Annotated in this window: 21 protein-coding genes and 1 tRNA gene; 9 read left to right on the forward strand and 13 right to left on the reverse strand. The window is 36.2% G+C overall.

The window, feature by feature from the left end; genetic code table 11:
• Positions 1-34: 34 nt before the first annotated feature.
• From hscB to iscR, 5 genes are read right to left on the reverse strand one after another with little or no spacing between them, the layout of a single operon-like run.
• Complete coding sequence (gene hscB, locus A9G31_RS06955) at positions 35-553, reverse strand: Fe-S protein assembly co-chaperone HscB (protein WP_065561023.1); 519 nt, start codon at positions 551-553, stop codon at positions 35-37.
• 15 nt (positions 554-568) lie between these two features.
• Positions 569-892, reverse strand: coding sequence for an iron-sulfur cluster assembly protein IscA (gene iscA / locus A9G31_RS06960; RefSeq protein WP_065561024.1), 324 nt, complete (start codon positions 890-892; stop codon positions 569-571).
• The gene (iscU, locus tag A9G31_RS06965) at positions 892-1,278 is read right to left on the reverse strand and encodes a Fe-S cluster assembly scaffold IscU (protein WP_034911174.1); all 387 of its coding nucleotides are present in this window, start codon (positions 1,276-1,278) and stop codon (positions 892-894) included. The genes iscA and iscU overlap by 1 nt, the downstream gene beginning before the upstream one ends.
• Positions 1,279-1,293: 15 nt before the next feature.
• Positions 1,294-2,508, reverse strand: a complete 1,215-nt coding sequence (locus A9G31_RS06970; protein WP_065561025.1) for an IscS subfamily cysteine desulfurase — start codon at positions 2,506-2,508, stop codon at positions 1,294-1,296.
• A 38-nt stretch (positions 2,509-2,546) separates the two neighbouring features.
• Positions 2,547-3,002 carry a Fe-S cluster assembly transcriptional regulator IscR gene (gene iscR, locus A9G31_RS06975; RefSeq protein ID WP_065561026.1) on the reverse strand — a complete coding sequence of 152 codons (456 nt, stop codon included), beginning with the start codon at positions 3,000-3,002 and terminating at the stop codon, positions 2,547-2,549.
• Positions 3,003-3,163: 161 nt separating this feature from the next.
• Here iscR and sltY point away from each other — a divergent pair, with 161 nt between their 5' ends.
• Complete coding sequence (sltY, locus tag A9G31_RS06980) at positions 3,164-5,101, forward strand: murein transglycosylase (protein ID WP_065561027.1); 1,938 nt, start codon at positions 3,164-3,166, stop codon at positions 5,099-5,101.
• Positions 5,102-5,112: 11 nt separating this feature from the next.
• Positions 5,113-5,394, forward strand: a complete 282-nt coding sequence (trpR, locus tag A9G31_RS06985) for a trp operon repressor (RefSeq protein WP_218056405.1) — start codon at positions 5,113-5,115, stop codon at positions 5,392-5,394.
• Positions 5,395-5,459: 65 nt separating this feature from the next.
• Here trpR and robA read toward each other — a convergent pair whose 3' ends face one another.
• The 3 genes from robA to A9G31_RS07000 all read right to left on the reverse strand — a co-directional run bounded on the left by robA (position 5,460) and on the right by A9G31_RS07000 (position 7,817).
• Entirely contained in the window at positions 5,460-6,377 is a 918-nt protein-coding gene (gene robA / locus A9G31_RS06990; protein ID WP_065561029.1) for an MDR efflux pump AcrAB transcriptional activator RobA, read from the reverse strand.
• 96 nt (positions 6,378-6,473) lie between these two features.
• The gene (gene nfuA, locus A9G31_RS06995) at positions 6,474-7,049 is read right to left on the reverse strand and encodes a Fe-S biogenesis protein NfuA (protein WP_065561041.1); all 576 of its coding nucleotides are present in this window, start codon (positions 7,047-7,049) and stop codon (positions 6,474-6,476) included.
• 117 nt (positions 7,050-7,166) lie between these two features.
• Complete coding sequence (locus A9G31_RS07000; protein WP_176700368.1) at positions 7,167-7,817, reverse strand: phosphoribosyltransferase family protein; 651 nt, start codon at positions 7,815-7,817, stop codon at positions 7,167-7,169.
• A 313-nt stretch (positions 7,818-8,130) separates the two neighbouring features.
• Here A9G31_RS07000 and A9G31_RS07005 point away from each other — a divergent pair, with 313 nt between their 5' ends.
• The gene (locus A9G31_RS07005; protein ID WP_065561031.1) at positions 8,131-8,697 is read left to right on the forward strand and encodes a peptidylprolyl isomerase; all 567 of its coding nucleotides are present in this window, start codon (positions 8,131-8,133) and stop codon (positions 8,695-8,697) included.
• A gap of 49 nt (positions 8,698-8,746) precedes the next feature.
• Here A9G31_RS07005 and pepB read toward each other — a convergent pair whose 3' ends face one another.
• A complete protein-coding gene (gene pepB / locus A9G31_RS07010; RefSeq protein ID WP_065561032.1) occupies positions 8,747-10,027 on the reverse strand; it encodes an aminopeptidase PepB in 1,281 nt (426 codons plus the stop codon).
• 103 nt (positions 10,028-10,130) lie between these two features.
• Here pepB and A9G31_RS07015 point away from each other — a divergent pair, with 103 nt between their 5' ends.
• Entirely contained in the window at positions 10,131-10,904 is a 774-nt protein-coding gene (locus tag A9G31_RS07015; protein WP_065561033.1) for a tyrosine-protein phosphatase, read from the forward strand.
• 50 nt (positions 10,905-10,954) lie between these two features.
• On the opposite strand, the gene A9G31_RS07020 is transcribed toward A9G31_RS07015, so the two are convergent.
• Entirely contained in the window at positions 10,955-11,572 is a 618-nt protein-coding gene (locus A9G31_RS07020) for a 4'-phosphopantetheinyl transferase family protein (protein WP_065561034.1), read from the reverse strand.
• 120 nt (positions 11,573-11,692) lie between these two features.
• Here A9G31_RS07020 and metC point away from each other — a divergent pair, with 120 nt between their 5' ends.
• The 3 genes from metC to A9G31_RS07035 all read left to right on the forward strand — a co-directional run bounded on the left by metC (position 11,693) and on the right by A9G31_RS07035 (position 15,779).
• Positions 11,693-12,874: a cystathionine beta-lyase gene (gene metC, locus A9G31_RS07025; RefSeq protein ID WP_065561035.1), complete on the forward strand. Its 1,182-nt coding sequence runs from the start codon at positions 11,693-11,695 to the stop codon at positions 12,872-12,874.
• 62 nt (positions 12,875-12,936) lie between these two features.
• The gene (gene tilS, locus A9G31_RS07030) at positions 12,937-14,247 is read left to right on the forward strand and encodes a tRNA lysidine(34) synthetase TilS (protein ID WP_065561036.1); all 1,311 of its coding nucleotides are present in this window, start codon (positions 12,937-12,939) and stop codon (positions 14,245-14,247) included.
• A gap of 134 nt (positions 14,248-14,381) precedes the next feature.
• Positions 14,382-15,779, forward strand: coding sequence for an FAD-binding oxidoreductase (locus A9G31_RS07035; RefSeq protein WP_065561037.1), 1,398 nt, complete (start codon positions 14,382-14,384; stop codon positions 15,777-15,779).
• 208 nt (positions 15,780-15,987) lie between these two features.
• Here A9G31_RS07035 and A9G31_RS07040 read toward each other — a convergent pair whose 3' ends face one another.
• The 3 genes from A9G31_RS07040 to A9G31_RS07050 form a co-directional block, all read right to left on the reverse strand.
• On the reverse strand, positions 15,988-18,177 hold the full coding sequence (locus A9G31_RS07040) for a heavy metal translocating P-type ATPase (protein ID WP_065561038.1): 2,190 nt from the start codon (positions 18,175-18,177) through the stop codon (positions 15,988-15,990).
• 132 nt (positions 18,178-18,309) lie between these two features.
• Positions 18,310-19,113, reverse strand: coding sequence for an inositol-1-monophosphatase (gene suhB, locus A9G31_RS07045; protein WP_034909524.1), 804 nt, complete (start codon positions 19,111-19,113; stop codon positions 18,310-18,312).
• 1,277 nt (positions 19,114-20,390) lie between these two features.
• Positions 20,391-21,716 (reverse strand): hypothetical protein, encoded by a 1,326-nt coding sequence (locus A9G31_RS07050; RefSeq protein ID WP_065561039.1) that lies wholly within the window; start codon positions 21,714-21,716, stop codon positions 20,391-20,393.
• On the opposite strand from A9G31_RS07050, the gene A9G31_RS07055 reads away from it, so the two are divergent.
• Complete coding sequence (locus A9G31_RS07055; protein WP_065561040.1) at positions 21,700-22,011, forward strand: hypothetical protein; 312 nt, start codon at positions 21,700-21,702, stop codon at positions 22,009-22,011. The two genes, A9G31_RS07050 and A9G31_RS07055, sit on opposite strands and share 17 nt — an antisense overlap.
• A gap of 574 nt (positions 22,012-22,585) precedes the next feature.
• Positions 22,586-22,662 (forward strand) — tRNA-Met (locus A9G31_RS07060).
• Positions 22,663-22,719: the final 57 nt, after the last annotated feature.

A 22,719-nucleotide genomic window follows, 5' to 3' on the forward strand; every position in this document is an offset into this window, starting at 1 on the left:
AATCTATCTCTATCGATATGTTACTTATCTTAAATTATAAATCAAATTGCTTTTCTTGTAACTTTTCGATTTGTTCAATCAATCTGGCAAGATAGCGAATTTTATAGATCTGATTAAGTGCTTTTGACCAATCTTGATTAGTAATAAATTGTAATAATTCGTTATAAACTATCTTTTGACAAGCAACAATCTCAGCATAAAAATCATCTAATAATTCAAAATTATCTTTACGTTCGATATCATCAAGTCTTTCACGTAAAACAAATTGCTCCATTAAAAAATCAGTATCATGAATAATACTTTGTTCAGTTGCTAAGTCAAAACCTTGTAGAGATAAAAAATACTCAGCGGCTTTAATTGGATTTTTTAACGTATGATAACCATCATTAATGATTGCTGACTTTTGAACAATTGCCACTTTATCAATATCGTTTCCAACAGCAAAATTATCTGGATGATATTGCTTTTGCAATTGCTGATAATGAGTTGTTAGTTGAGCGACATCCACAGGCAATTGAGCTGGCAAACTAAATAGCTCGAAGTAATTAACCATAATTATTGTGCCCAATTACACATTAAAGCTTTCGCCACAGCCACATTCGTGCTTCGTATTAGGATTATTAAACTTGAAACCTTCATTTAATCCTTCTTTAACAAAATCAAGTTCAGTACCATCAATATAAACTAAGCTTTTTTTATCCACGATAACTTTGACATGTTTATCTTCAAAGACACTATCATCATCATTAATCACATCGGCAAACTCTAAAACATAAGCCATACCAGAACAACCAGATGTTTTAACACCTAATCGTAACCCAACACCCTTTCCGCGATTAGCCAAAAAAGCTTGAACACGATCAGCTGCGCTATTAGTCAATGTGATTGCCATTAACGTTGTCCTTTTTTGGTTTTGTAGTCATCAATAGCAGCTTTAATTGCATCTTCCGCTAGAATTGAACAGTGAATTTTAACCGGAGGTAAAGCAAGTTCTTTAGCAATATCCGTATTTTTGATAGCTTCTGCTTCGTCTAATGATTTACCTTTTATCCATTCTGTAACCAAAGAACTTGATGCAATTGCACTACCACAACCATAAGTTTTAAACTTAGCATCTTCAATAATACCGTTGTCATTCACTTTTATTTGTAGACGCATCACATCGCCACACGCTGGTGCGCCAACCATACCACTACCAACATTAGGATCATTTTGATCAAACGAACCAACATTACGTGGGTTTTCGTAATGATCAACAACTTTTTCACTATATGCCATAATTTACTCCCAATTTTAATGTGCTGACCATTTAATCTTTGTTAAATCAACGCCATCTTTAAACATTTCCCAAAGAGGCGATAAATCCCTTAATTTCCCAATAGATTCTCTGATTAATTTAATGACATAATCAATTTCTTCTTCTGTGGTAAAACGACCAATAGAAAATCGAATTGAACTATGAGCCAGCTCATCATTAAGCCCTAATGCTCGTAATACATAAGACGGCTCTAAACTCGCAGATGTGCATGCAGAACCAGAGGAAACAGCTAAATCTTTTAAAGCCATCATCAACGATTCGCCTTCAATGTAAGCAAAACTCACATTTAAGATATTTGGCACACTGTGCTCCAAAGAACCATTTAAATAAACCTCTTCAATGTCTTTTAAACCATCCCATAAACGATTTTTTAAAGCCAATAAACGAGGCATTTCAGTAACCATCTCTTGTTTAGCTATATGATACGCTTCACCCATGCCCACAATTTGATGCACAGGTAAAGTACCAGAGCGCATGCCTCGTTCATGACCACCGCCATGTATTTGAGCTTCAATACGAACACGCGGTTTACGCCTTACATAAAGCCCACCAATACCTTTTGGCCCATAAATTTTATGACCAGAAAATGACATTAAATCAACTTTTAAGTTAGCTACATCAATTGGTAATTTACCAACAGACTGGGTTGCATCAACATGAAAAACAATACCTCTTTCACGGCACATCTCACCAATTTTTTCGATGTCTTGTATTACACCCGTTTCATTGTTGACATGCATAATTGATACAACGGTTGTATCACTACGCATAGCCGTTGCAAGTTTATCAAGATCAAGGATCCCATCGGATTCTGGCGTTAAATAAGTTACTTCATAACCTTCTCGCTCAAGTTGGCGACAAGTATCAAGCACAGCCTTGTGCTCAGTTTTACAAGTAATAATGTGCTTACCTTTGGCTTGATTAAAATGAGCGGCACCTTTAATTGCTAAATTATCAGCTTCAGTTGCCCCTGACGTAAAGACAATTTCGCGTGAATCAGCACCAATAAGATCGGCAATTTGATTACGGGCAATATCAACGGCTTCTTCAGCTTGCCAGCCAAATTTATGGGAACGAGATGCTGGATTACCAAATATACCGTCTGGCGTTAAATACTGCATCATTTTTTCTGCAACTCTAGGATCTACAGGCGTTGTCGCTGCATAATCCATATAAATAGGTAGTTTCATTAATTACTCCCAATGAAAAATTCTGTATTCTATTTTTATTAATTAATTTGAACGTGATGTATATTACTTTGTCGACTAGCAACAGCTTTAACTTCTTTATTATTGACCAATTCACTCAATGTAATGCTAGTTAAAAAGTCCTCAATTCGTTCACTTAAATCATTCCACAGTGTATGGGTTAAGCACCTAACACCACCTTGGCATCCATCTTGCCCGTGACATTTTGTCGCATGTACTGTTTCATCGACCGCTTTAACAATTGAACTAATAGCAATTTGATCCATAGAACGACTCAGTATATAACCGCCACCAGGGCCTCTAACACTGCGCACCAAACCATTTTTTCGTAACCGAGCAAACAATTGTTCAAGATAAGAAAGTGAAATTTCTTGACGTTCTGAAATATCAGCTAGTGATACCGGTCCTGAATCTGCATGTAAAGCAACATCAAGCATTGCTGTCACCGCGTATCGCCCTTTTGATGTCAGTTTCATTGAGCATTCCTTTATATGTGTGTATGCTTATTGTATATATCCTTTCTATTTAGTCAAGTATTTAGTTGAGTATTTTAGTGGGAATTAAGCTATGGCTCTTATCGACGAATCATAGCTTAATATGCTAATCTAATAAGCTAAATTCACATGGGAGTTAAAGGATGAAATTACTATTACGTTATTTTTTGATAATTAGCCTATTGTCCACAGGTAACATTTACGCAGATAGTTCTCTAAAAGGACGAGAAAATTATCAAAAATGGCTTAATTCATATCAATCACTTAACTTTGAAGAACAGCAAACATTGCTCTCTACCATAAAAGATTACCCATTATATCCTTATGCTGCTGTACAGTTTTTTCAGAGTAATATTAAAATCGTTTCACCACAAATGGTAAGCAATTTTGTCAATCAATATAATGATTTTCCGCTAACAGCTTCATTGACACAATCTTATTTAACCGAATTAAGCAATCGCCAAGATTGGAATTCCATCATTTCATTCCCAAAAGATAACTCCATACTATCTAATTGTCGTTATCAATATGCATTACTACAACAAGGAAATAACGAGGTTGCTTTTAGCACTGTTGAATCACTTTGGATGACAGGCAAAGAACTTCCTTCTGCATGCGATCCATTACTCGACGCTTGGGCTCAAGCAGGTAAACGGACAGCTAATTTAATACTATTGCGTATCGAACTTGCTATTGAAACAAATAATTTAAAATTAGCCAAGCATCTAGCTAACTTACTTGATGACAACTACAAAACAACCAAAATCAATTTACTAGCAGTTCTTAATAATCCTAAAAAATTAGAAGATTTTTCAAAAAATATTAAAGCTAGCTCTTTCACTAAAAAAATTGTATTAGCATCATACCCTCGCTTAGTAAAAGCTGATATGAATTTAGCTGCAACATTATTACCAAAATTAGTTAAACAGCAGACGTTAAACAAAACAGAACAAGTAGCATTACAAAAAAGTTTGGCTAACAGTTACTTCAAAGATTCTGCAACTGACGAACAAATAAAATGGCGCGATAACTATATAGCGAAATATCATGATACAACTTTAGTTGAAAAGCGTATCCGCCTTGCTATTGATGACTATAACTTCTCAGACATCGCTTATTGGATAGCACAACTATCGCCAGAAGATCAACAAAAAGAAGACTGGCAATATTGGCAAGCTAGAGTTTTATTAAATAATAATAAGAAAAGTGAAGCTAACAAAATTTTGCAAACACTCACAACCAAACGTGGGTTTTATGGCATGATAAGTGCACAAACACTTAATCAACCTTATTCAATCAATAACCAATCTCCAAAGATTACACAATCAGAAATATCAACGTTAAAAAACAAATACAATAATCAACCTTATGTAAAAAGAATTAACGAATTACGTTATTTGGGAATGCTACCAGAATCAAATTACGAATGGCGATATATGCTAAATAATCAAAAAAACAAAAATGAATACTTACCATTAGCTCAATATGCTTTACAAAAAGGGTGGGGTGATCTTAGTATTCAAGCAACCATTGCTGGCAAACTTTGGGATAACTGGACAGAACGTTTACCTATTATGTACAAAGATTTATATAACAATGCATTAAAAGATAAAGCTATTGGGTTATCTTATGCTTTAGCTATTTCTCGTCAAGAAAGTGCACTTGATACTACTTCCAAATCACCTGTCGGCGCCAGTGGGTTAATGCAATTAATGCCAGCCACAGCAAAAGAAACAGCTAAAAATGTTAATTCAGTAACTTATATTTCATCAGCACAATTATTTGATCCTCAAACAAATATACAGTTAGGCACTACCTATTTAAACACTGCTTATCTACAAAATGATAAAAATCGTATATTATCTTCAGCCTCTTATAATGCTGGTCCAAATAATGTTAAGCGCTGGCTAAAAAAGAGTAACGGAAAACTTGATGCAGTAGCATTTATCGATAGTATACCGTTTACTGAAACACGTAATTACGTCAAAAACGTATTGGTATATGATTATATTTATCAAGTAATCTTAGGACAAAAAAATGTCAATTTTCTTAGTTCAAATGAATTTAATAAACAATATTAATGGTGATTATAATGAAAACTAACGAATGGAAACAAACAGTTGAATTATTACACCAAGCATTTAACGATGGTTATTCACTGGATATATTAAAATTACTAATGACAGCCGATGAGCGAGACGCTTTAATTACTCGAGTTAAAATCGTACATTCATTACTTGATGGTTCAATCAATCAACGCCAACTTAAAGAGCAACTAAAAATTGGTATTGCAACAGTAACAAGAGGATCTAATAGCCTAAAAGAAGCAACTCCAGAATTTAAAAAATGGTTAGAAAAGGTTTTATTAAACTAGAATAATTAAATGATTTAGTCAATATCTAATAGCAGATTTTTATATCATATTATAACTATGATTAACTATAAACTTGATTGGATATTGACGTCACTATCAGCAACAACCGGCACACAATAATCACACTCCATATGCTTAATATCCTTAAACGATTCGACAGAGTCATCACGAAGATTATGATGAATCTCAATTACACAACTAGAGCAACGTAAGCGTACCTTTAATGCTGGCATAGCAGCTAAATGCACTTGTGAAATAAAATCGCCAAACTCATCAGGAGACCCAATATATCTAAAGCAAAGATACAATCCTCCTTCATTAACTATCTGCTCAATATGCTCTAAATTATTATTCTGATCTAAAGCAATTGTATAAAAAAGCTCTTGTTCATTAGCATTATCTTTGCTTTTCAATATACGGCTAAAAGCATAAATTTTATCGGGCAAGTTTTCACATGTATTGCCACAACGAGATATATAATTATGAAAAAATTGCGATCTTAGTTTATTTTCTTCATCTAATAATTGACTCAAATTGCAATTATTTTTAAAGGTGATACCCCAAAACGTTTTTTGAGGCATATTAACAAATTTTGGCTCAGGCAATGAAAACCGGTTTTTATTAAGCTCAATAGCAGGAGTTAATCCTGTAGGATCCCAAATATCTCCTCGTCGGTAACTTGCTGGGGTTTCATTGAATTGCTTTTTAAAAGAGCGAGTAAATGTTTGTTGAGAATCAAAACGATATTGCATCGCAATATCTAAAATAGGTTTACTTGTCATGCGTAAAGCAAGCGCGGCATAAGTTAAACGACGATGTCGAATATAAGTACCAAGAACTTGACCAGTTACCTCTTTAAACATACGTTGTAAATGCCACTTTGAATAACCTGATTTTTGTGCAACATGATCAATAGATAATGGTTGTTCCAAATTTTTTTCAATCCAAACGATAAGATCTGAAATAATACTAACTTGATTCATAAAACCCCATCAGAATGTCAAATGGCAAACGTCATCCGATTATGACTCAATCCCAGCAATAAGCAAGATTTAAATAAAAATTATTTTCTGCCATTATTAGCAAAAAGAATGAGCTCCAGCTTGGTGTTCAGTAATATCTTTTACACCGGCGAGTTCAGGAAACTCTGCCATTAATTGTTTCTCAATACCTTCTTTCAAAGTATAATCGACCATTGAACAACCATTACACCCCCCACCAAATTGTAAAACAACATAATTATCTTCGGTTAACTCCACTAAACTAACATGCCCACCATGGCTAGCTAATTGCGGATTGACCTGTGCTTGAATTGCGTAATTAACACGCTCAATAAGAGGTGCATCATCAGCTACTTTTTTCATTTTTGAATTTGGTGCTTTTAATGTTAACTGCGAACCTAATTCATCAGTCACATAATCAATGACAGCTTCTTCTAAAAATGGCGCACTAATTTCATCAATATAAACTGAAAAATCAGCATACCGTTCTTCTATATCGCTATCTTCTATAGTATCAGCAGGGCAATACGAAACACCGCATTCCGCACTTGGAGTACCAGGGTTAATAACAAATACTCGAATTTGTGTTCCATCGGGTTGATTAGCAAGCAATTTTTTAAAGTGCTGTTGAGCTGATTCAGAAATAGTGATAATAGACATAACCCCTCACTTTAATGTAATTAGGTAATAAACAAACCTAACATCATTTATAATATATTGATAATAATAGTTGACTAACTTTCTTGGTTATTATAGGGGTTGTTTAGGATTTTACAATACTGTACGGCATAAACAAACAACATAAACACTCGTTGCTCCACAATTTTTTAGTTGCTGACTAATTGCATTAATCGTATTACCTGTTGTAACGATATCATCAATAAGCATTACCGATTTATGTGAAAGATTTTGATGGCACATAAAAAGCTTTTCAACATTAGCGATTCGATCTGTAAGAGATAAATTTTTTTGATCTTGCGCATTTGACCTTCGAGATAACAAATAAGGATAAAATTCACGATTTAACCATCTAGCAATCGGTTTTGCCAATAACTCAGCTTGATTAAAACCACGAGACCAATAACGAAAATGATGTAATGGCACACAAGTGACCAAATCAGGCTTAATTAACGCATCGATTTCTCGCCGTTGATACCAAGCCAAAAACATCAATCTTGCTAATGTAGTACTCAATTCAATTTTGTTGTAGAACTTTAGATGATGAATCAATTTTTTTAAAGGATTAACATACTCAGAAACAGCAATAAGCTCATCCCAATAAGGTTTCTTTGCGCGGCACCGATAACATATATCAGTCGATAAAGAGTGTGGTAAACAGCATTGATGGCAGACCTTATTAAATTTAGGTATATTTTCAACGCATTGGCTACAAATACCATGATGAGATAAAAATAAAGGCATATCACACAAAATACATCGCATAACATAATAAATTTTTTTGTAAAAAAGTTTCCGATAACAATATGTTTAAGTATAAAAATGGTTCAGTATAAAAAGGTAGCAATAAAAAACCATTTTTTATCACCTATAACTTCTTAGTGTATAAAATTAAGTTAACATCAATAAAATAGACCAATCCGTTTTGTAATTGCATATAATTAAATAGTTATACGATATACAGCACAAAAAATTATCTGGTTTTGCATAATTGCTATTTAAATTAGCTTAATATTCGGTATAATCAGCCAATCCAAATGGAAGGAGGTTTTATTATATGAAAAAAATCAAACTATTAATTTTAACATTATTACTAACAATTTTTTCAACTGTCGTCTCAGCTACTCCTCAAGTCTTATTACAAACCAGTATGGGTGATATTGAGATTGAACTAGACAGCGAACATGCGCCAATTACCACTAAAAACTTTCTTGATTATGTTAACAGTGGTTTTTATGAAAATTTAACTTTCCACCGCGTAATTCCTGGATTTATGATTCAAGGCGGTGGCGCTGATGATCAACTAAAATTCAAAGACAATAACCCACCAATTAAAAATGAAGCAGACAATGGATTAAAAAATGATCGTGGCACCATTGCAATGGCAAGAACAAGTGAAATAAACAGCGCAACCAGTCAATTTTTTATCAACGTAGTAAACAATGATTTCCTTAATTACAAATCACCTGAACAATATGGTTATGCTGTATTTGGTAAAGTAACTAAAGGGATGGATATAGTTGATAAAATTGTTAGTGTCCCAACTAAACGCGTGGGACCACATCAAAATGTGCCGGTTGAGCCTATTTACATCAAAAAAGCAATTGTTATTAAAAATGATTAAAATTGCACTTTATTAACAAAAAACCACTTTTAAAAAGTGGTTTTTTGTTTTATTTAAGCTGACTAAGTAAATTAGCAATTGTCCTCACACCAATACCTGTTGCCCCTGTTGCCCATAAAGCTGTGGCACTTTTACGGAATGTTGCAGAACAATCAATATGTAACCAATTTTTTTGATAATTTTTAATAAAATGCGATAAGAAAGCCGCAGCAGTACTTGCCCCTGCAGTATTAGGTATACCTGAATTTGCTATATCAGCAAATGATGATGGAAATTGCGAACGGTGAAACTCGGCTAATGGTAATCGCCAAAAAGCTTCATGCTCAATATCGCTACTAGCTAACAATTGGCTAGCAAAGTTATCATCAAACGAAAGTAATGACTGATAATCATTCCCCACCGCAATCTTAGCCGCTCCAGTCAGTGTTGCACAATCAATAATATAATGAGGCTGATCATTATCAGCACAAATTAAACCATCAGCCAAAACTAGTCGCCCTTCTGCATCAGTGTTATCAACTTCAACCGTTTTACCGTTACGGTAATGAATAATATCGCCTAACTTAAACGCATTGCCACTCACTAAATTATCCGCACAACATAGATAAAGCTTAATACGTTGATTTAAACCGCGCGCAATGGCTAATGCTAATGCACTTGTTACTAACGCAGCCCCACCCATATCTGAGCGCATTGACTCCATAAAATTACTTGGTTTTAAACTATATCCTCCTGAATCAAAGGTAATACCTTTACCAACTAAACAGGCTGTTATCGGTGAATTAGGGTTTTGGGTTGGGTTATAATCTAGTTCAAGCAAAGCCGCTGGCCGATCCGAACCTTTTCCAACCGTATAAATGCCCATATAACCTTGCTCTCTTAAAGCTTCACCTGAAATGATGTTGTAAGTCACAGCTGATGAGTAAGTGCTAATTAACTTAGCTGCTCGTGTGGCTAACTCAACAGGACTTAATGTTTCAGCTTGTTCATTAATAATATCCCGACACCAATCAATAATTTCTATACGATGTTTCAATTCTTGTTTGTCTTTGGTGTTGAGTTCTGACCAAGTTACTTTTGTACTTTTTTTGGCATTACGATAGCCTAACCAAAAATGCCAACAAGCTTCGATATCCCAATTTTCACCGCTTAGTTTAACCGAATTTATTCCTTGGTTATCTAACTTTCGACCTGCACGTTGAATCGCCCCTAAGCGATGTTCCGGTTTATAATGAATAGTAATCGCCTCGTTAGAAAAACTCAGCAATGCATCTTTTCCCCACTGTTTTGGTGCAGGTTTATCAGTTAGTAAAACAGATAACATCGACATAGTAAAAACCTCAAAAAATTGATAAACAACATAACAATGAATTAATTCTAATCAGAAACATGTTAATATAGCAAGTAAAGTTAAAAATAAATAAGGATGGGTTATGGCATCAGTTGTACCGATAAAAAATGGGATTAATTTTCGTGATTTAGGTGGAATCAAAACAATTGATGGACGTCAAATTCGATCTGGCCTACTATACCGCTCAGGCGCATTCTCGCTTATTACACAACAAGAGCAATCTTTTTTAGCTAATCAGCTAAATCTGCACTACGTTTTAGACTATCGCGATCCTGATGAAATTAAGCGAAATCCAGATAAATTATGGCAAAATACTCATTATATTAATGTACCAGCTAATCCGTTAAGTAATACGATCACCGCAAGTTTAACAAGTGATCTAGGCAATGCTCACCAAACACTTAAAAAAAATGCTCCATTTGATTTTATGATTAAGCTTTACCAGCTACTACCATTTAATAACACAGCATATCAAAAACTTTCCTCAATCCTACTAAACTCACAAGGTAGACCATTGGTACAACATTGTGCTGTTGGTAAAGATCGTACAGGTGTTGGCGTTGCATTAACATTGTTTGCTTTGGGTGTTAGTGAAGAAACTGTCATGCAAGATTATTTACTAACAGAACAGCTATTGTCAGATTATCGTGAAAATATATTAAGCCAATATCAACATAAAATGACGCCTGATGAGTTTGAAAAACGCAAATTAATTTTTGCCGCCAAAAAAGAGTATCTAACTGCGGCACTGAATGCAATTAAAACGCGTCACGGTACAATTGACAATTGGTTATCACAGGAATATCAATTAAACGAAACTAATAGGAAAAGAATTCAAGATATCTATCTCGTTTAATAAATAACAAACCATTATCGTGTCATAATAGATAATGGAAAAACATTATATTAAGGCAACAAAATTAATTTAGAGATCGGTTGGTTGCTGTTCACCGACAGATGAACATTATCCACTTGACGATATTGATAATAAAATTCTTGTGCAAAAGGTGCCATAATCATCTGCTGTTTTAAATCGACGTTAACCGATTTTATTTGCCAAACACCTTTAGCATAAAGCTTTAATGCAGACTCTTTTAATGTCCATAGTTGCCAAAAGGCTCTTAATGTATCATCTTGTTTAGTCATCCATTGATATTCGTCATCAGCAAAAAAATTTTTAGCTACTTTCAAATAATTTTTTCGTGGACGTGCTACTTCGATATCTAAACCAACCTTACCAACTAAAGAAATCGCAACTGCTACCCAATCTTGGCTATGACTAATATTAAAATCTGGTAAGTGTGGCTCTAAAAAAGAGGGACGACCATTATCTCCAACCTTAATAACAGGTAACATCGAAATATCACAGTATTGTTTAAGCAAATGAGCCAAAATTGATCGGCAAACTAAAAACTGTTTTTTACGTTGGCCACTTAAATTATTCGCTTCATCAAGAAGCGTTTGAGGCAACAGTGAAAAATCAATGTCAGCATCCTTAAGACAAGCAAGTTGAACAATTAGCATAATTGGCAAGAAAATATTAATAAAATTTATTTTTTACTATTTTAACAGCATGCTATGCTAACTGTTATCAAAATTAATAAAAATATCAACCTTAATAAATAGTAGCAAGGGTGTATCATTATGTCATTACCAACAAAATTAGTTCATGCAGGACGTAAAAAGCGTTATACACAAGGCGCTGTTAATTCGGTTATTCAACGTGCATCATCATTGGTTTTTGATTCAATTGAAACAAAAAAAGAAGCAACCAAAAACCGTGCTAATGGTGCATTATTTTATGGACGCCGTGGTACATTAACTCATTTTGCGCTACAAGATGCGATGGTTGAAATCGAAGGTGGAGCTGGTTGCTATCTATACCCTTGTGGCGCAGCTGCCGTCGCTAATGCTATTTTAGCTTTTGTTCAAGCTGGCGATCATATATTAGTGTCTGAAGCCGCTTACGAACCTACTCAAGAATTTTGTCAGCAAATTTTAAAAAATTTTGGTGTTGAAACAGATTACTTTACGCCATTAGTGGGTCACAATATTACAAATCAAATTAAACCCAATACCAAAGTCGTATTTTTAGAATCACCAAGTTCCATTACGATGGAAATTCATGATATTCCTTCAATGGTTAAAGCAATTCGCAGCGCCAATCCAGAAATTATTATTATGATCGATAATACATGGAGCGCCGGCGTATTATTTAAAGCATTAGATCATGATATTGATATCTCAATACAAGCAGGTACTAAATACCTAATCGGTCATTCTGATGCCATGATAGGCACCGCTGTTGCTAACCAGCGTTGTTGGGAAAAATTACGCGAACGTTCTTACTTAATGGGACAAATGTGCGATGCTGATACCGCTTATATAGCCGCACGAGGATTGCGAACATTAGCAATACGATTAAAGCAACACCACGAAAATGGCATAAAAGTAGCAAAATGGTTAGCTCACCATCCTAAAGTTGCTACCGTCAATCACCCAGCATTAGAAAGTTGTAAGGGGCATGAATTTTTTAAACGTGATTTTTCAGGTGCAAGTGGATTATTTTCTTTTGTACTCAAAGATCGATTAACTGACGAGCAATTATCTGATTTTATTGACAACTTAACTTATTTCTCAATGGCTTATTCATGGGGGGGGTTTGAATCATTAATTTTAGCTAATCAACCCGAAGAACTAGCAAAAATTAGACCTGTATCTGGTATTAATTTTAAAGGAACTTTAATTCGTCTTCATATAGGGCTTGAAGATCCCGATGATTTAATTGCCGATCTTGCTACTGGTTTAGACAGAATCAAGCTATAAAAAATAAATCTATATAAAGCCAATGCATTACGAATGTTTAGTTTAGCATAATTAAGTAAAAGATGAATAATCATAGCCAAATCACGTGTGACGAAATAATAAAACAAACAGTTTTTCATAATATAAAACACCACAAAGCGTTACTGGTTGCATATAGTGGTGGTGTTGACTCAACGGTATTAATGCATGTGCTTGTTAAGCTTAAAAAACAATTGTTACCAAATTTAGAACTAAGAGCGATCTATATTCATCATGGTTTGAGTAGCAATGCTGACAACTGGGCAACGCATTGCAGGCAACAATGCCAAACATGGCAAGTTCCAATAATTATTGAAAAAGTCAGACTTGATCCCATAGCGGGTAATATTGAAGAGCAAGCTAGAAATGCACGTTACCAAGCTATATATCATCATCTAAAAGATGATGAAACGTTATGTACAGCTCAACATCTTGATGATCAATGTGAAACTTTCTTCTTGGCATTGAAACGTGGTAGTGGACCTGCGGGATTGTCCGCAATGCCAAGGGAAAATCAACAACATCTTCGACCTTTATTAACAATATCACGATCACAAATTGAAACCTATGCGAATAAACATCAACTCAATTGGATAGAAGATGAAAGCAACCAAGATGATCACTACGACCGTAATTTTTTACGCTTAAAAGTCTTACCAATTCTTAATCAACGCTGGCCACATTTTTCGCAAATGGTTGCACGCAGTACGGAATTATGTCAACAACAAGAAACGTTAATTAATGAGTTATTATTGGTAGAATTTAAGCAAGTTATCACCGAACAAAATCAACTGGCTATTGCACCATTAATGGACTATTCCGAGTATAAACGAAATGCAATTTTACGCATGTGGTTTAAACACAATCATATTAATATGCCAACACGCCAACAAATAACATTAATTTGGCAAACCGTTGCATTAGCAAAAGAAGATGCTAATCCGAAATTTATCTTTAATAACCAACAAGTTCGCCGTTATCAAAATCAACTTTATTTGTTAGCATTATATCAAGATATTGAACAGCAAATCCTAAACTGGGATTTAGCGTTGCCATTAACACTTCCAGATAATGTTGGCGAATTACAAGTTAATTATCAAACTGATTTATGTTGCCGCTTACCACAAGCAGATGAAAAAATCACCGTTAGATTCCATGCTCAAGGAAAATTTCAAATTGTTAATCGCCATGGTTCACGATCAATAAAAAAACTATGGCAAGAGCATAATATTCCACCATGGATGCGAATTCGAATCCCTCTAATTTACTACAACGAACAACTGATTTGCGCAGTTGGCGTATTTGTGACAGAACAAGGAAAAGGAACACAAGTCGGTTTTACTCTTGCGGAATAATAATTCATCGATTTAATGTATTAAATGCTATGGTTTATTTTTTATCTGTTAGTTTAAAAAATAACAACCTATTGATTTATATACCTAGCATAGGTAGAATTAAGTTTTAAATATCATATACATATTAGTTTACAATGAAAAAATTAACTTCCTTGAGCTACTGTCTTTTCCTTGTATTGCCATTAACAACAAAAGCCGTAGTTGTTAATGATGTTACAGGCATGACACCTATCGAAGTTACTGCAGTTATGCAACCAGAATCGACTCAACAGGTCTCTGAACTAGTTAAAAATACCTCTGGTCCAATTAGTATAGCTGGTGGCAAATACAGCATGGGTGGACAAACAGCAATAAGCAATGGAATTCAAATAGATACACAAAAACTCAACCATGTAATTGATTTCAACCCTGAGAAGAAACTTTTAACCATTGAAACAGGCGCAACTTGGCGTCAAGTACAGGAATTGATTGATCCCTACAATTTATCAGTAAAAATTATGCAAAGCTATGCCAATTTTAGTATTGGTGGTTCGCTTAGTGTAAATGTGCATGGGCGTTATATCGGAGAAGGCCCTATGATTTTATCTGTTGAGAAGTTCAAAATTGTCCTAGCTGATGGCGCTATTGTCGAAGCCAGTCCAAAAGAAAATCAAGATATATTTTATGGTGCTATCGGCGGTTATGGTGGATTAGGCGTGATTACAGAAGTCACTTTGCGACTTGTTGATAATGTTAAAGTAAAACGCATTAGCGATGTTATGCCAATTACCAAGTATTACCCATATTTTATGCAACAGATTCGCTCTGACAAAAGTGCCATATTTCACAACTCAGTAATTTACCCACCTGATTTTGAAGAAGTTCGTGCTGTGACTTTTAAAGAAACACAAGAACCATTAACTATTTTGGACAGATTACGCCCAACCGACCAATATTCGTTTGAGCAGGAACAAAAAATAAAAATTGTCGCCTCATCAAATTTAGGCAAGCATTTACGTAAATTGTATGATGATATAGATTATACAAAACAACCAGTAATGTGGCGTAATTATGAAGCCAGTTATGATGTGTCGAATTTACAGCCAATTAAAAGCAAAAATAAAAGTTTTGCTCTACAGGAGTATTTTATCCCTGTAGAGCGGTTTGAGGATTTTTACCCTGAATTAATTGCTATCCTAAAAAAACATCAGGCCAATGTGATTAATATTTCGATTCGTCATGCAAATCCTGATAGCGGTTCATTACTAGCATGGGCTAAAACCGAAGTGTTTGCTTTTGTTATTTATTATCAACAAGATACTGATGAACAAAGCAAAAAGAAAGTAGGAATCTGGACACGAGAATTAATCGATGCAGTATTAGCAAAGGGTGGAAGTTATTATTTACCGTATCAATTACATGCAACTGGTGAACAATTTCAGCGCGCATACCCACAAGCAGATCGCTTTTTTAAACTTAAAGCACTATTAGACCCAGAAAATAAATTTAATAACATGCTATTAGATCGATACCAACCTAAAATAATTCAGTAAACAAAATAAGGCATAATTATCTTGGTTATTATTACTATTGAACAATATTGGACGTACTTTTTTGATACTTTTTATACTCAAACACTATGTTACCTGAAACTTTTTAACAAGAATGTACGCTTATTTGTAGAATGAATTAAGTTAATTTGTCTTCTAATCAATATAAAGGAGGCTTTAAGCCTCCTTAATTCAAAACAAAAATCTTATATTATTGGTTTTCTGATTTTGCCTTCCAACGTTTAAGTAAAAGTGCATTGGTTACAACGCTAACACTACTTAACGCCATAGCGGCACCAGCTATCATTGGATTTAAAAATCCCAATGCCGCTAGCGGAATACCAATTAAATTATAGAAAAATGCCCAAAATAGATTTTGTTTAATTTTATTATAGGTTCGGCGAGAAATATCGATCGCATCAGCAATTAAAAACAGATTACCACGCATTAGAGTAATACTTGCTGCATGCATAGCCACATCGGTGCCTGTGCCCATAGCAATACCAATATCGGCAGCCGCCAAGGCTGGAGCATCATTAATACCATCTCCTACCATTGCCACTGTTTTATTACCAGTTATATCTTCACTTTTTTGTAGTTGATAAATATAGTTTGCTTTATCTTGCGGTAATACTTCAGCAATAACCTTATCTAAGCTTAACTGCTGCCCTACATAATTAGCTGCTTTCTGGTTATCACCAGTTAACATAACGGTTTTTACATTTAACTGATGTAATGCTTGAATAGCTTTTTCGGCTTCCCCCTTTATTACATCGGCAAAACCCAAGAGTGCTAATATCACCACATTACCTTCTGATTGCTGTTTCGCTAAAAATGAAATGGTATAACCTTTACTCGATAACTGATTAATTTTATCTTCCATACCAATAAAATGGGCATTTAATGATTTCATCCAACGCAAACTACCTAAATAATATTCGGTGTTATCAACGGTTGCCATCACTCCTGAACCAGCTACCGAAGTAATATTTTGAGCATAATGATACTCTTTAGCTTTACTTAAAATAGCTTTGGCAAGTGGATGCTCACTACCTGCTTGTAATGACGCTGCGAGCGATAAAATTTGATCGGGCGTCTCGCTACCCATAACATCCATTTCAACTAATTCTGGTTTACCAATGGTTAATGTGCCTGTTTTATCAAATGCAACCATATTAATATTATGCAGTGTTTCTAATACCTCGGCATCTTTAATTAAAATACCATGACGAGCAGCCACTCCTGTACCAACCATAATTGCTGTTGGTGTTGCTAAACCTAAAGCACAAGGGCAAGCAATCACTAACACAGCCACCGCATGCAGTAATGCTTGTTGCCAATCATGCGATATCACACCCCAAGCTAATAACGTAACAAGTGCAATCAATAAAATCACTGGCACAAAAATAGCGCTGATGCGATCAACAATTCGTTGGATTGGTGCTTTCTTAGCCTGAGCAGATTCAACCATTTCAATAATTTTGGATAAAGTAGAATCCGCTTGAATCGCTGTGGTTTTAACGATAAGTAACCCTTCGCCATTAATTGTACCGCCAGTAACAACATCATTAACGGTTTTATTTACAGGAAAGCTCTCACCGGTTAGCATTGATTCATCACTACTAGATGCACCTTCAATCACAACGCCATCAACTGGAATACGCTCTCCAGGCTTAATAATAACAATATCATCCAATTTAACTTGGTTAATGGGTAAACTTATTTCTTGATTATCACGCCTTACTAAAGCAACATCAGGGCGTAGCGCAGACAGGGCTTCAATTGCTTGTGTGGTTTGATGTTTAGCTCTTGATTCTAACCACTTACCAAGCAAAATTAAGGTAATAATAATAACTGAAGATTCAAAATAAAGGTGCTCATCATTGCCTATGATAAGCTGATAAACTGATAACCCATATGCCGCACTAGTACCAATGGCCACTAATAAATCCATATTACCCGACAACGCTTTAGCCGCATTAAAACCACTTCGATAAAATTTAGCGCCAAGTCCAAATTGCACAATAGATGCAATAACCAGTTGTAACCAAGCTGGCATCATCACATGAAACCCAAAAGGCTCTAATAACATAGGTAACACAAAAGGAATGGCCAAAATAACAGAAATCACAATCGGCCAAATAGATGCTTGTTTGTTAACTTTCTTTGCACCTGATTGTTGATCTGAAATTTTAATAGCACGATAGCCCGCTTTATCAACTGCAGACATTAATGCTTCAAGTTTAACATGAGTATCTGCATTAATAGTTGCTTTCTCAGTTGCCAGATTAACACTGACATCAATTACACCATCAACTTTTTTAATTGCTTTTTCTACACGACTAACACAAGAGGCACAACTCATTCCTTCAATATTAAGATCATATTGTATTGTCTTCATAAAATGCAGCCTTAATTTTTATACGATTATTGATTAGTATATACTCAAAATTGATAACAATGCAGAAAAATACTAGACAGATCGCAAGAATTTAACTTGCGATCAAAATAAGAGGAAATAAAAAAGGTAACGTTAGTTACGTAATTTTTCGGGCCACTCGTTTTGAGTAGAAACTAATAAATCCTTAACAATTCTAGGATTACCCGCAACAACATTGCCCGAAACCATATAATTATTGCCACCTGCAAAATCGGTAATAACGCCACCTGCTTCACGCAAAATCAACTCACCACCAGCAATATCCCATGGTTTTAAGCCAATTTCAAAAAAGCCATCTAAACGACCTGCGGCAACATAGGCAAGATCTAAAGCGGCAGAACCAGTGCGACGAAAATCGCCACATCTAACAAATAATTTTTGTAACACGCCAAAATAACTATCGCTATATTGTTTAGCTTTAAACGGAAAAGCCATTGCTAGCACGCTACCGTCTAAATCTTTCGCATTACTCACTCGAATACGATAACCATTAAGTTGGGCGCCTTTACCACGAGCCGCTGTAAACAGCTCATTACTCATTGGATTATAAACAACGGCAATTTCGGTTTTACCTTTAACCCGAGCTGCGATAGACACTGCAAAATGAGGGATATTTTTAATAAAATTGGTAGTACCATCAATTGGGTCAATTATCCACTGAGTATCGGCATCATTACCTTTAGCTAAGCCGCTTTCTTCGGCAATGATAGTATGGTCAGGATAAGCTTTTTTAATTGTTTCAATAATCAAAGCTTCAGCCGCACGATCGGCATTAGTGGCAAAATCATTAGCGCCTTTGGTTTCGATTTCGATTGAACTAGGATTTTCATAAGCCTTGATGGCTACATTACCTGCTTTACGAGCAGCACGAATAGCAATATTCAGCATCGGATGCATAAATTTATTCCAATTGATGATGTTAAAGAACGGATTATATTAGTATGACATTTGTCGTACTAAAAACTATTGCATAGTATAAAGGTTTTGTGGCTTTATTGCCAGTGTGTGGAGGGGTGTTTTTTGGTTAAAAAATAGTTGAAAAAATTTTTAATAAAATCAATAGCCTACCGAAGCGATTTTTTATCAAAATAATGTCTTTTTTGTTGTGGATAAAATGGGTTGGGTGAGGTGGTTTCGGACGTTTGGGCTTTTTGTGAATAAAATAGCTATCGTGCCCACGTCCGAGTCAGGGAATTAAAGCGAATTCCCTAACAACCCTCGCTTTGGCTGCAGAATGTGGCCTTCGGCTGCCCCGACGCCGGCGCTCGGTCTTAACGCACCGGCTATGATTCGCTCCCAGCGAAGCATAGCCTCGCCAAACATCCCTGTTTGGCGTGCTAACCTCACTCTGTTGTCGGCACATTCTGACGCCGGAATAAGACAAACAACATAACCATCTTTTTTGGGAAGATTGTTGTGTTTTTATAATTATTTTTTTGATTTTATTTAATTTTAAATTTTCGTTAAAAAAAAGGGTTTAGAGCGGTTAATTTGCTGTTATTAGGGCGCTGTTCGTGGTTTTGTTGGTTTGTTTTATGTTGGTGCTTTGCTTAGGTTGTGTAAGTGATTGATTTTGTTTGAAAACAGTAAAATAAAAAATTCAATAAAATCAATAGTCTATCGGAGCGATTTTTTGAGGTTTTTGCAGTGTTTTTTATAAAAAAGTGACTCATAAAAGCCACTCAAGGTTATGTTGTTGTCTTGTTACGGCGTCAGAATGTGCCGACAACAGAGTGAGGTTAGCACGCCAAACAGGGAAGTTTGGCGAGTTTGTGGTGCGTCGGGAACGCGTCCACAAACGGTGCGTTAAGACCGAGCGACGGCGGAGGCAAATTTGAACATCTGAGCATAGCGAAGATGGCCTCGTAGAGGCGAGTATCAGGATGATACGAGTATTGCCGTAGGCCACATTCTGTAGCCTTGCGAGGGGTTTTTAGGGGATTTCGCAAAAAATCCCCTAAATCGGACGTTGTCACTGTAGCTATTTTGTTCACCAAAGGTCAAAACGTCCGAAACCTTGCCGTACTAAAAATAGACCACCGCTTTAAAGCGCCACAGCGCAACCCTAAGGAAAACGCCCCAACTTACGCGGGGGCTTGATTCTTTGTTATATTGTCCTCTCAAGCACCATAACCACCCCCGCGCCCTAAGGATTAAGAACTAAACGCTAAAAGCTAAGGTGCGGTGCAAAGGCCATAGCGAGACTCGCTGGCACTGTAGCTGTCGACGTAGCCATCGTACGAGAAGACAGGGAACTGGTCGCTACCTGTTGCGTCGCTCGTCCAGTAGTCGTCGCGGACGAAGCCCGCATCAGCGTAGTAGTCCATGTTGCCCCACTCCGTGAAAAACCCAGCTCCTATGTGACGCTTGTAACCATTATTACTAGACGACGGCGTGGCTCCTACTGCACCTTGACACCAACTGCCTGCACCCCAACCAGAACAACTCGCATTGGTTAAATCCCTTACCCTAGCAAGACGATAACCCAAACTATTACACCATGCTGTTTGAGTAGAAGCGTTAGCTTCTTGAGCACCTCGATGGACGAACCACTGCCTCAACACAAATCCATAACGAACCTCATTACCATTACTATCCCTACCGACCAACTCAAACGTCTGTGGCAAAGATGGCACGCTAATGCGACCTGGACTACTTGAACTTATCTGACTACTATCAGCTTTAGGACCACTCAACGTTACCCGTGTTGTGCTTGAACCAACCCTACTCACCGTTGCCCTTATACTACCACTTGTGTTAACTGTCCAACGCAACTGACTTCCGTCAATACCACCTATATCCAAATCAAAATATAAGCCATCTGCACCTGTTGTTGGAAAGTTTAGGTCGTAAGATGATGGACTCGCTGACTGAACAAAAAAGCCCTTTGTTGGACTCCATATATTAGATGGACCTGCGTAGCGGGGGTTGTCCCTAGAATCAATGCCAGTTGTTCCACCCAACAACAAATTCGGCCTGACCGAACAAATAACCGGCTGTGACGGCAAAGTGATATAATAATCCGCTCTGCCTCCACTAAATGTACTACTATTGGGGACACCATACTGCGTAACTAAATTCCCCCCAGCACTACTTAAGGTTACCTTATAAGGCGCTTTACATAGATTTAATGTATCACCACGACTAACCGTAGTGCCATCTTTATCCTTTATTACTAACGATATACTCCCTGATGCCGTTACTTCCCCTGCTCCCTGTCCATCTCCATCATCATCTCCCCACTTCCCTTGGGTAATTAAATCATTGAGACTTATGCTATCTGAATCCAACGGCAATACCATATGAATATCATTAAATGTTATTCCAGCAGAAACCATTATCGGATTTGCCAAACTCGAAGTGTTTGTCGATGGCGTGATAACTCTACCATTCGGCAACTCTATTGCCAAAAAGCTGTCTGTATCCGTTGCCTTTGTCTGCCCACCATCAAATGTTAAATACGGCGCACTACCGTGAATAGTATTGGTTGTATTTACCATTAACGCCTCTGTTCCCTGCGTATATGACAATAACAACAATGGTGCAAAGAATAATGCCGATTTAAATAATAATGGCGGTTTGGATTGTAATGGCGGTTTTAATAACCACTTGGATATCGACGATAATTTTGCCGAAAATATGGCCGAAGATGTTATCGAAGAATCCGCCGACGGCATCGCCAGTAAAGACCCCGATGACGGCGTCGATTCCGCTACGCGAAATGACTTCGATGATGAAAATAACTGTGGCGCCCTATTTTGGCCACCTTGCGAATCAATAAGATTTAGGGCATAGGTTTGGCAGGCCAGATGCCAGATGCCAGATGCCAACCATGGTAATGCATTTTTATTTCCTTGTCAAGTAATTTCTTGTTTTTTCTGAACTTTTATATCCGTTCACTTAATTAATGAGCGATTCCTTGCCTGTATAAGCTTAAAAATTATAACTTGGTGATAAATAATCCGCCACTTTTTTTGTTAATTTATTGTAAAGAATTGTTAGCGGTGAGTGTGGGGGGGAGTGGCGTTTTTTACGGGTGGAGGTAGCGGTTGGGTGGTTTTTGGGACTGGTGGAGTAGGTGCTTTTTAAAGGCCTAAAATCTCTCCGGTATAGTATTGATTTTGTTGAAGTTTTTTGTTTTTGGTTAAAATCATATCGTTATAAGATTATAGCTATTTTTAGCACGATTAAATTTGAGGTGTTTTGGGCTTTTGTGAAAGAGTATAATCCTTGTTAAAAACTTTCACATAAATTTGTGTTTATGTAAGAAAATAATCTAGATCCCCTCAAGAATGTTTAAAAATGTGGCGTTTAAGCTAAATAGGTATTGCTTTATTATTTTATTGCTATAATATAGCCACTTCTTTGACGCGGGGTGGAGCAGCTTGGTAGCTCGTCGGGCTCATAACCCGAAGGTCGTTGGTTCAAATCCAGCCCCCGCAACCAATTTTAGCTAGTCCGTAACAACTCCATAGTACTCCAAACATCACACTTTATCTTTAT

This window comes from Gilliamella sp. Gris1-4, assembly GCF_001690335.1.
GTDB classification, from domain to species: domain Bacteria; phylum Pseudomonadota; class Gammaproteobacteria; order Enterobacterales; family Orbaceae; genus Gilliamella; species Gilliamella apicola_P.

Excerpts from the sequence above, each read along its gene's own strand:
- hscB (WP_065561023.1), bottom strand. The coding sequence starts at position 553 with ATGGTTAATTACTTCGAGCTATTTAGTTTGCCAGCTCAATTGCCTGTG.
- iscA (WP_065561024.1), bottom strand. The coding sequence starts at position 892 with ATGGCAATCACATTGACTAATAGCGCAGCTGATCGTGTTCAAGCTTTT.
- iscU (WP_034911174.1), bottom strand. The coding sequence starts at position 1,278 with ATGGCATATAGTGAAAAAGTTGTTGATCATTACGAAAACCCACGTAAT.
- A9G31_RS06970 (WP_065561025.1), bottom strand. The coding sequence starts at position 2,508 with ATGAAACTACCTATTTATATGGATTATGCAGCGACAACGCCTGTAGAT.
- iscR (WP_065561026.1), bottom strand. The coding sequence starts at position 3,002 with ATGAAACTGACATCAAAAGGGCGATACGCGGTGACAGCAATGCTTGAT.
- sltY (WP_065561027.1), top strand. The coding sequence starts at position 3,164 with ATGAAATTACTATTACGTTATTTTTTGATAATTAGCCTATTGTCCACA.
- trpR (WP_218056405.1), top strand. The coding sequence starts at position 5,113 with ATGAAAACTAACGAATGGAAACAAACAGTTGAATTATTACACCAAGCA.
- robA (WP_065561029.1), bottom strand. The coding sequence starts at position 6,377 with ATGAATCAAGTTAGTATTATTTCAGATCTTATCGTTTGGATTGAAAAA.
- A9G31_RS07000 (WP_176700368.1), bottom strand. The coding sequence starts at position 7,817 with ATGCCTTTATTTTTATCTCATCATGGTATTTGTAGCCAATGCGTTGAA.
- A9G31_RS07005 (WP_065561031.1), top strand. The coding sequence starts at position 8,131 with ATGAAAAAAATCAAACTATTAATTTTAACATTATTACTAACAATTTTT.
- pepB (WP_065561032.1), bottom strand. The coding sequence starts at position 10,027 with ATGTCGATGTTATCTGTTTTACTAACTGATAAACCTGCACCAAAACAG.
- A9G31_RS07015 (WP_065561033.1), top strand. The coding sequence starts at position 10,131 with ATGGCATCAGTTGTACCGATAAAAAATGGGATTAATTTTCGTGATTTA.
- A9G31_RS07020 (WP_065561034.1), bottom strand. The coding sequence starts at position 11,572 with ATGCTAATTGTTCAACTTGCTTGTCTTAAGGATGCTGACATTGATTTT.
- metC (WP_065561035.1), top strand. The coding sequence starts at position 11,693 with ATGTCATTACCAACAAAATTAGTTCATGCAGGACGTAAAAAGCGTTAT.
- tilS (WP_065561036.1), top strand. The coding sequence starts at position 12,937 with ATGAATAATCATAGCCAAATCACGTGTGACGAAATAATAAAACAAACA.
- A9G31_RS07035 (WP_065561037.1), top strand. The coding sequence starts at position 14,382 with ATGAAAAAATTAACTTCCTTGAGCTACTGTCTTTTCCTTGTATTGCCA.
- A9G31_RS07040 (WP_065561038.1), bottom strand. The coding sequence starts at position 18,177 with ATGAAGACAATACAATATGATCTTAATATTGAAGGAATGAGTTGTGCC.
- suhB (WP_034909524.1), bottom strand. The coding sequence starts at position 19,113 with ATGCATCCGATGCTGAATATTGCTATTCGTGCTGCTCGTAAAGCAGGT.
- A9G31_RS07050 (WP_065561039.1), bottom strand. The coding sequence starts at position 21,716 with ATGGTAAATACAACCAATACTATTCACGGTAGTGCGCCGTATTTAACA.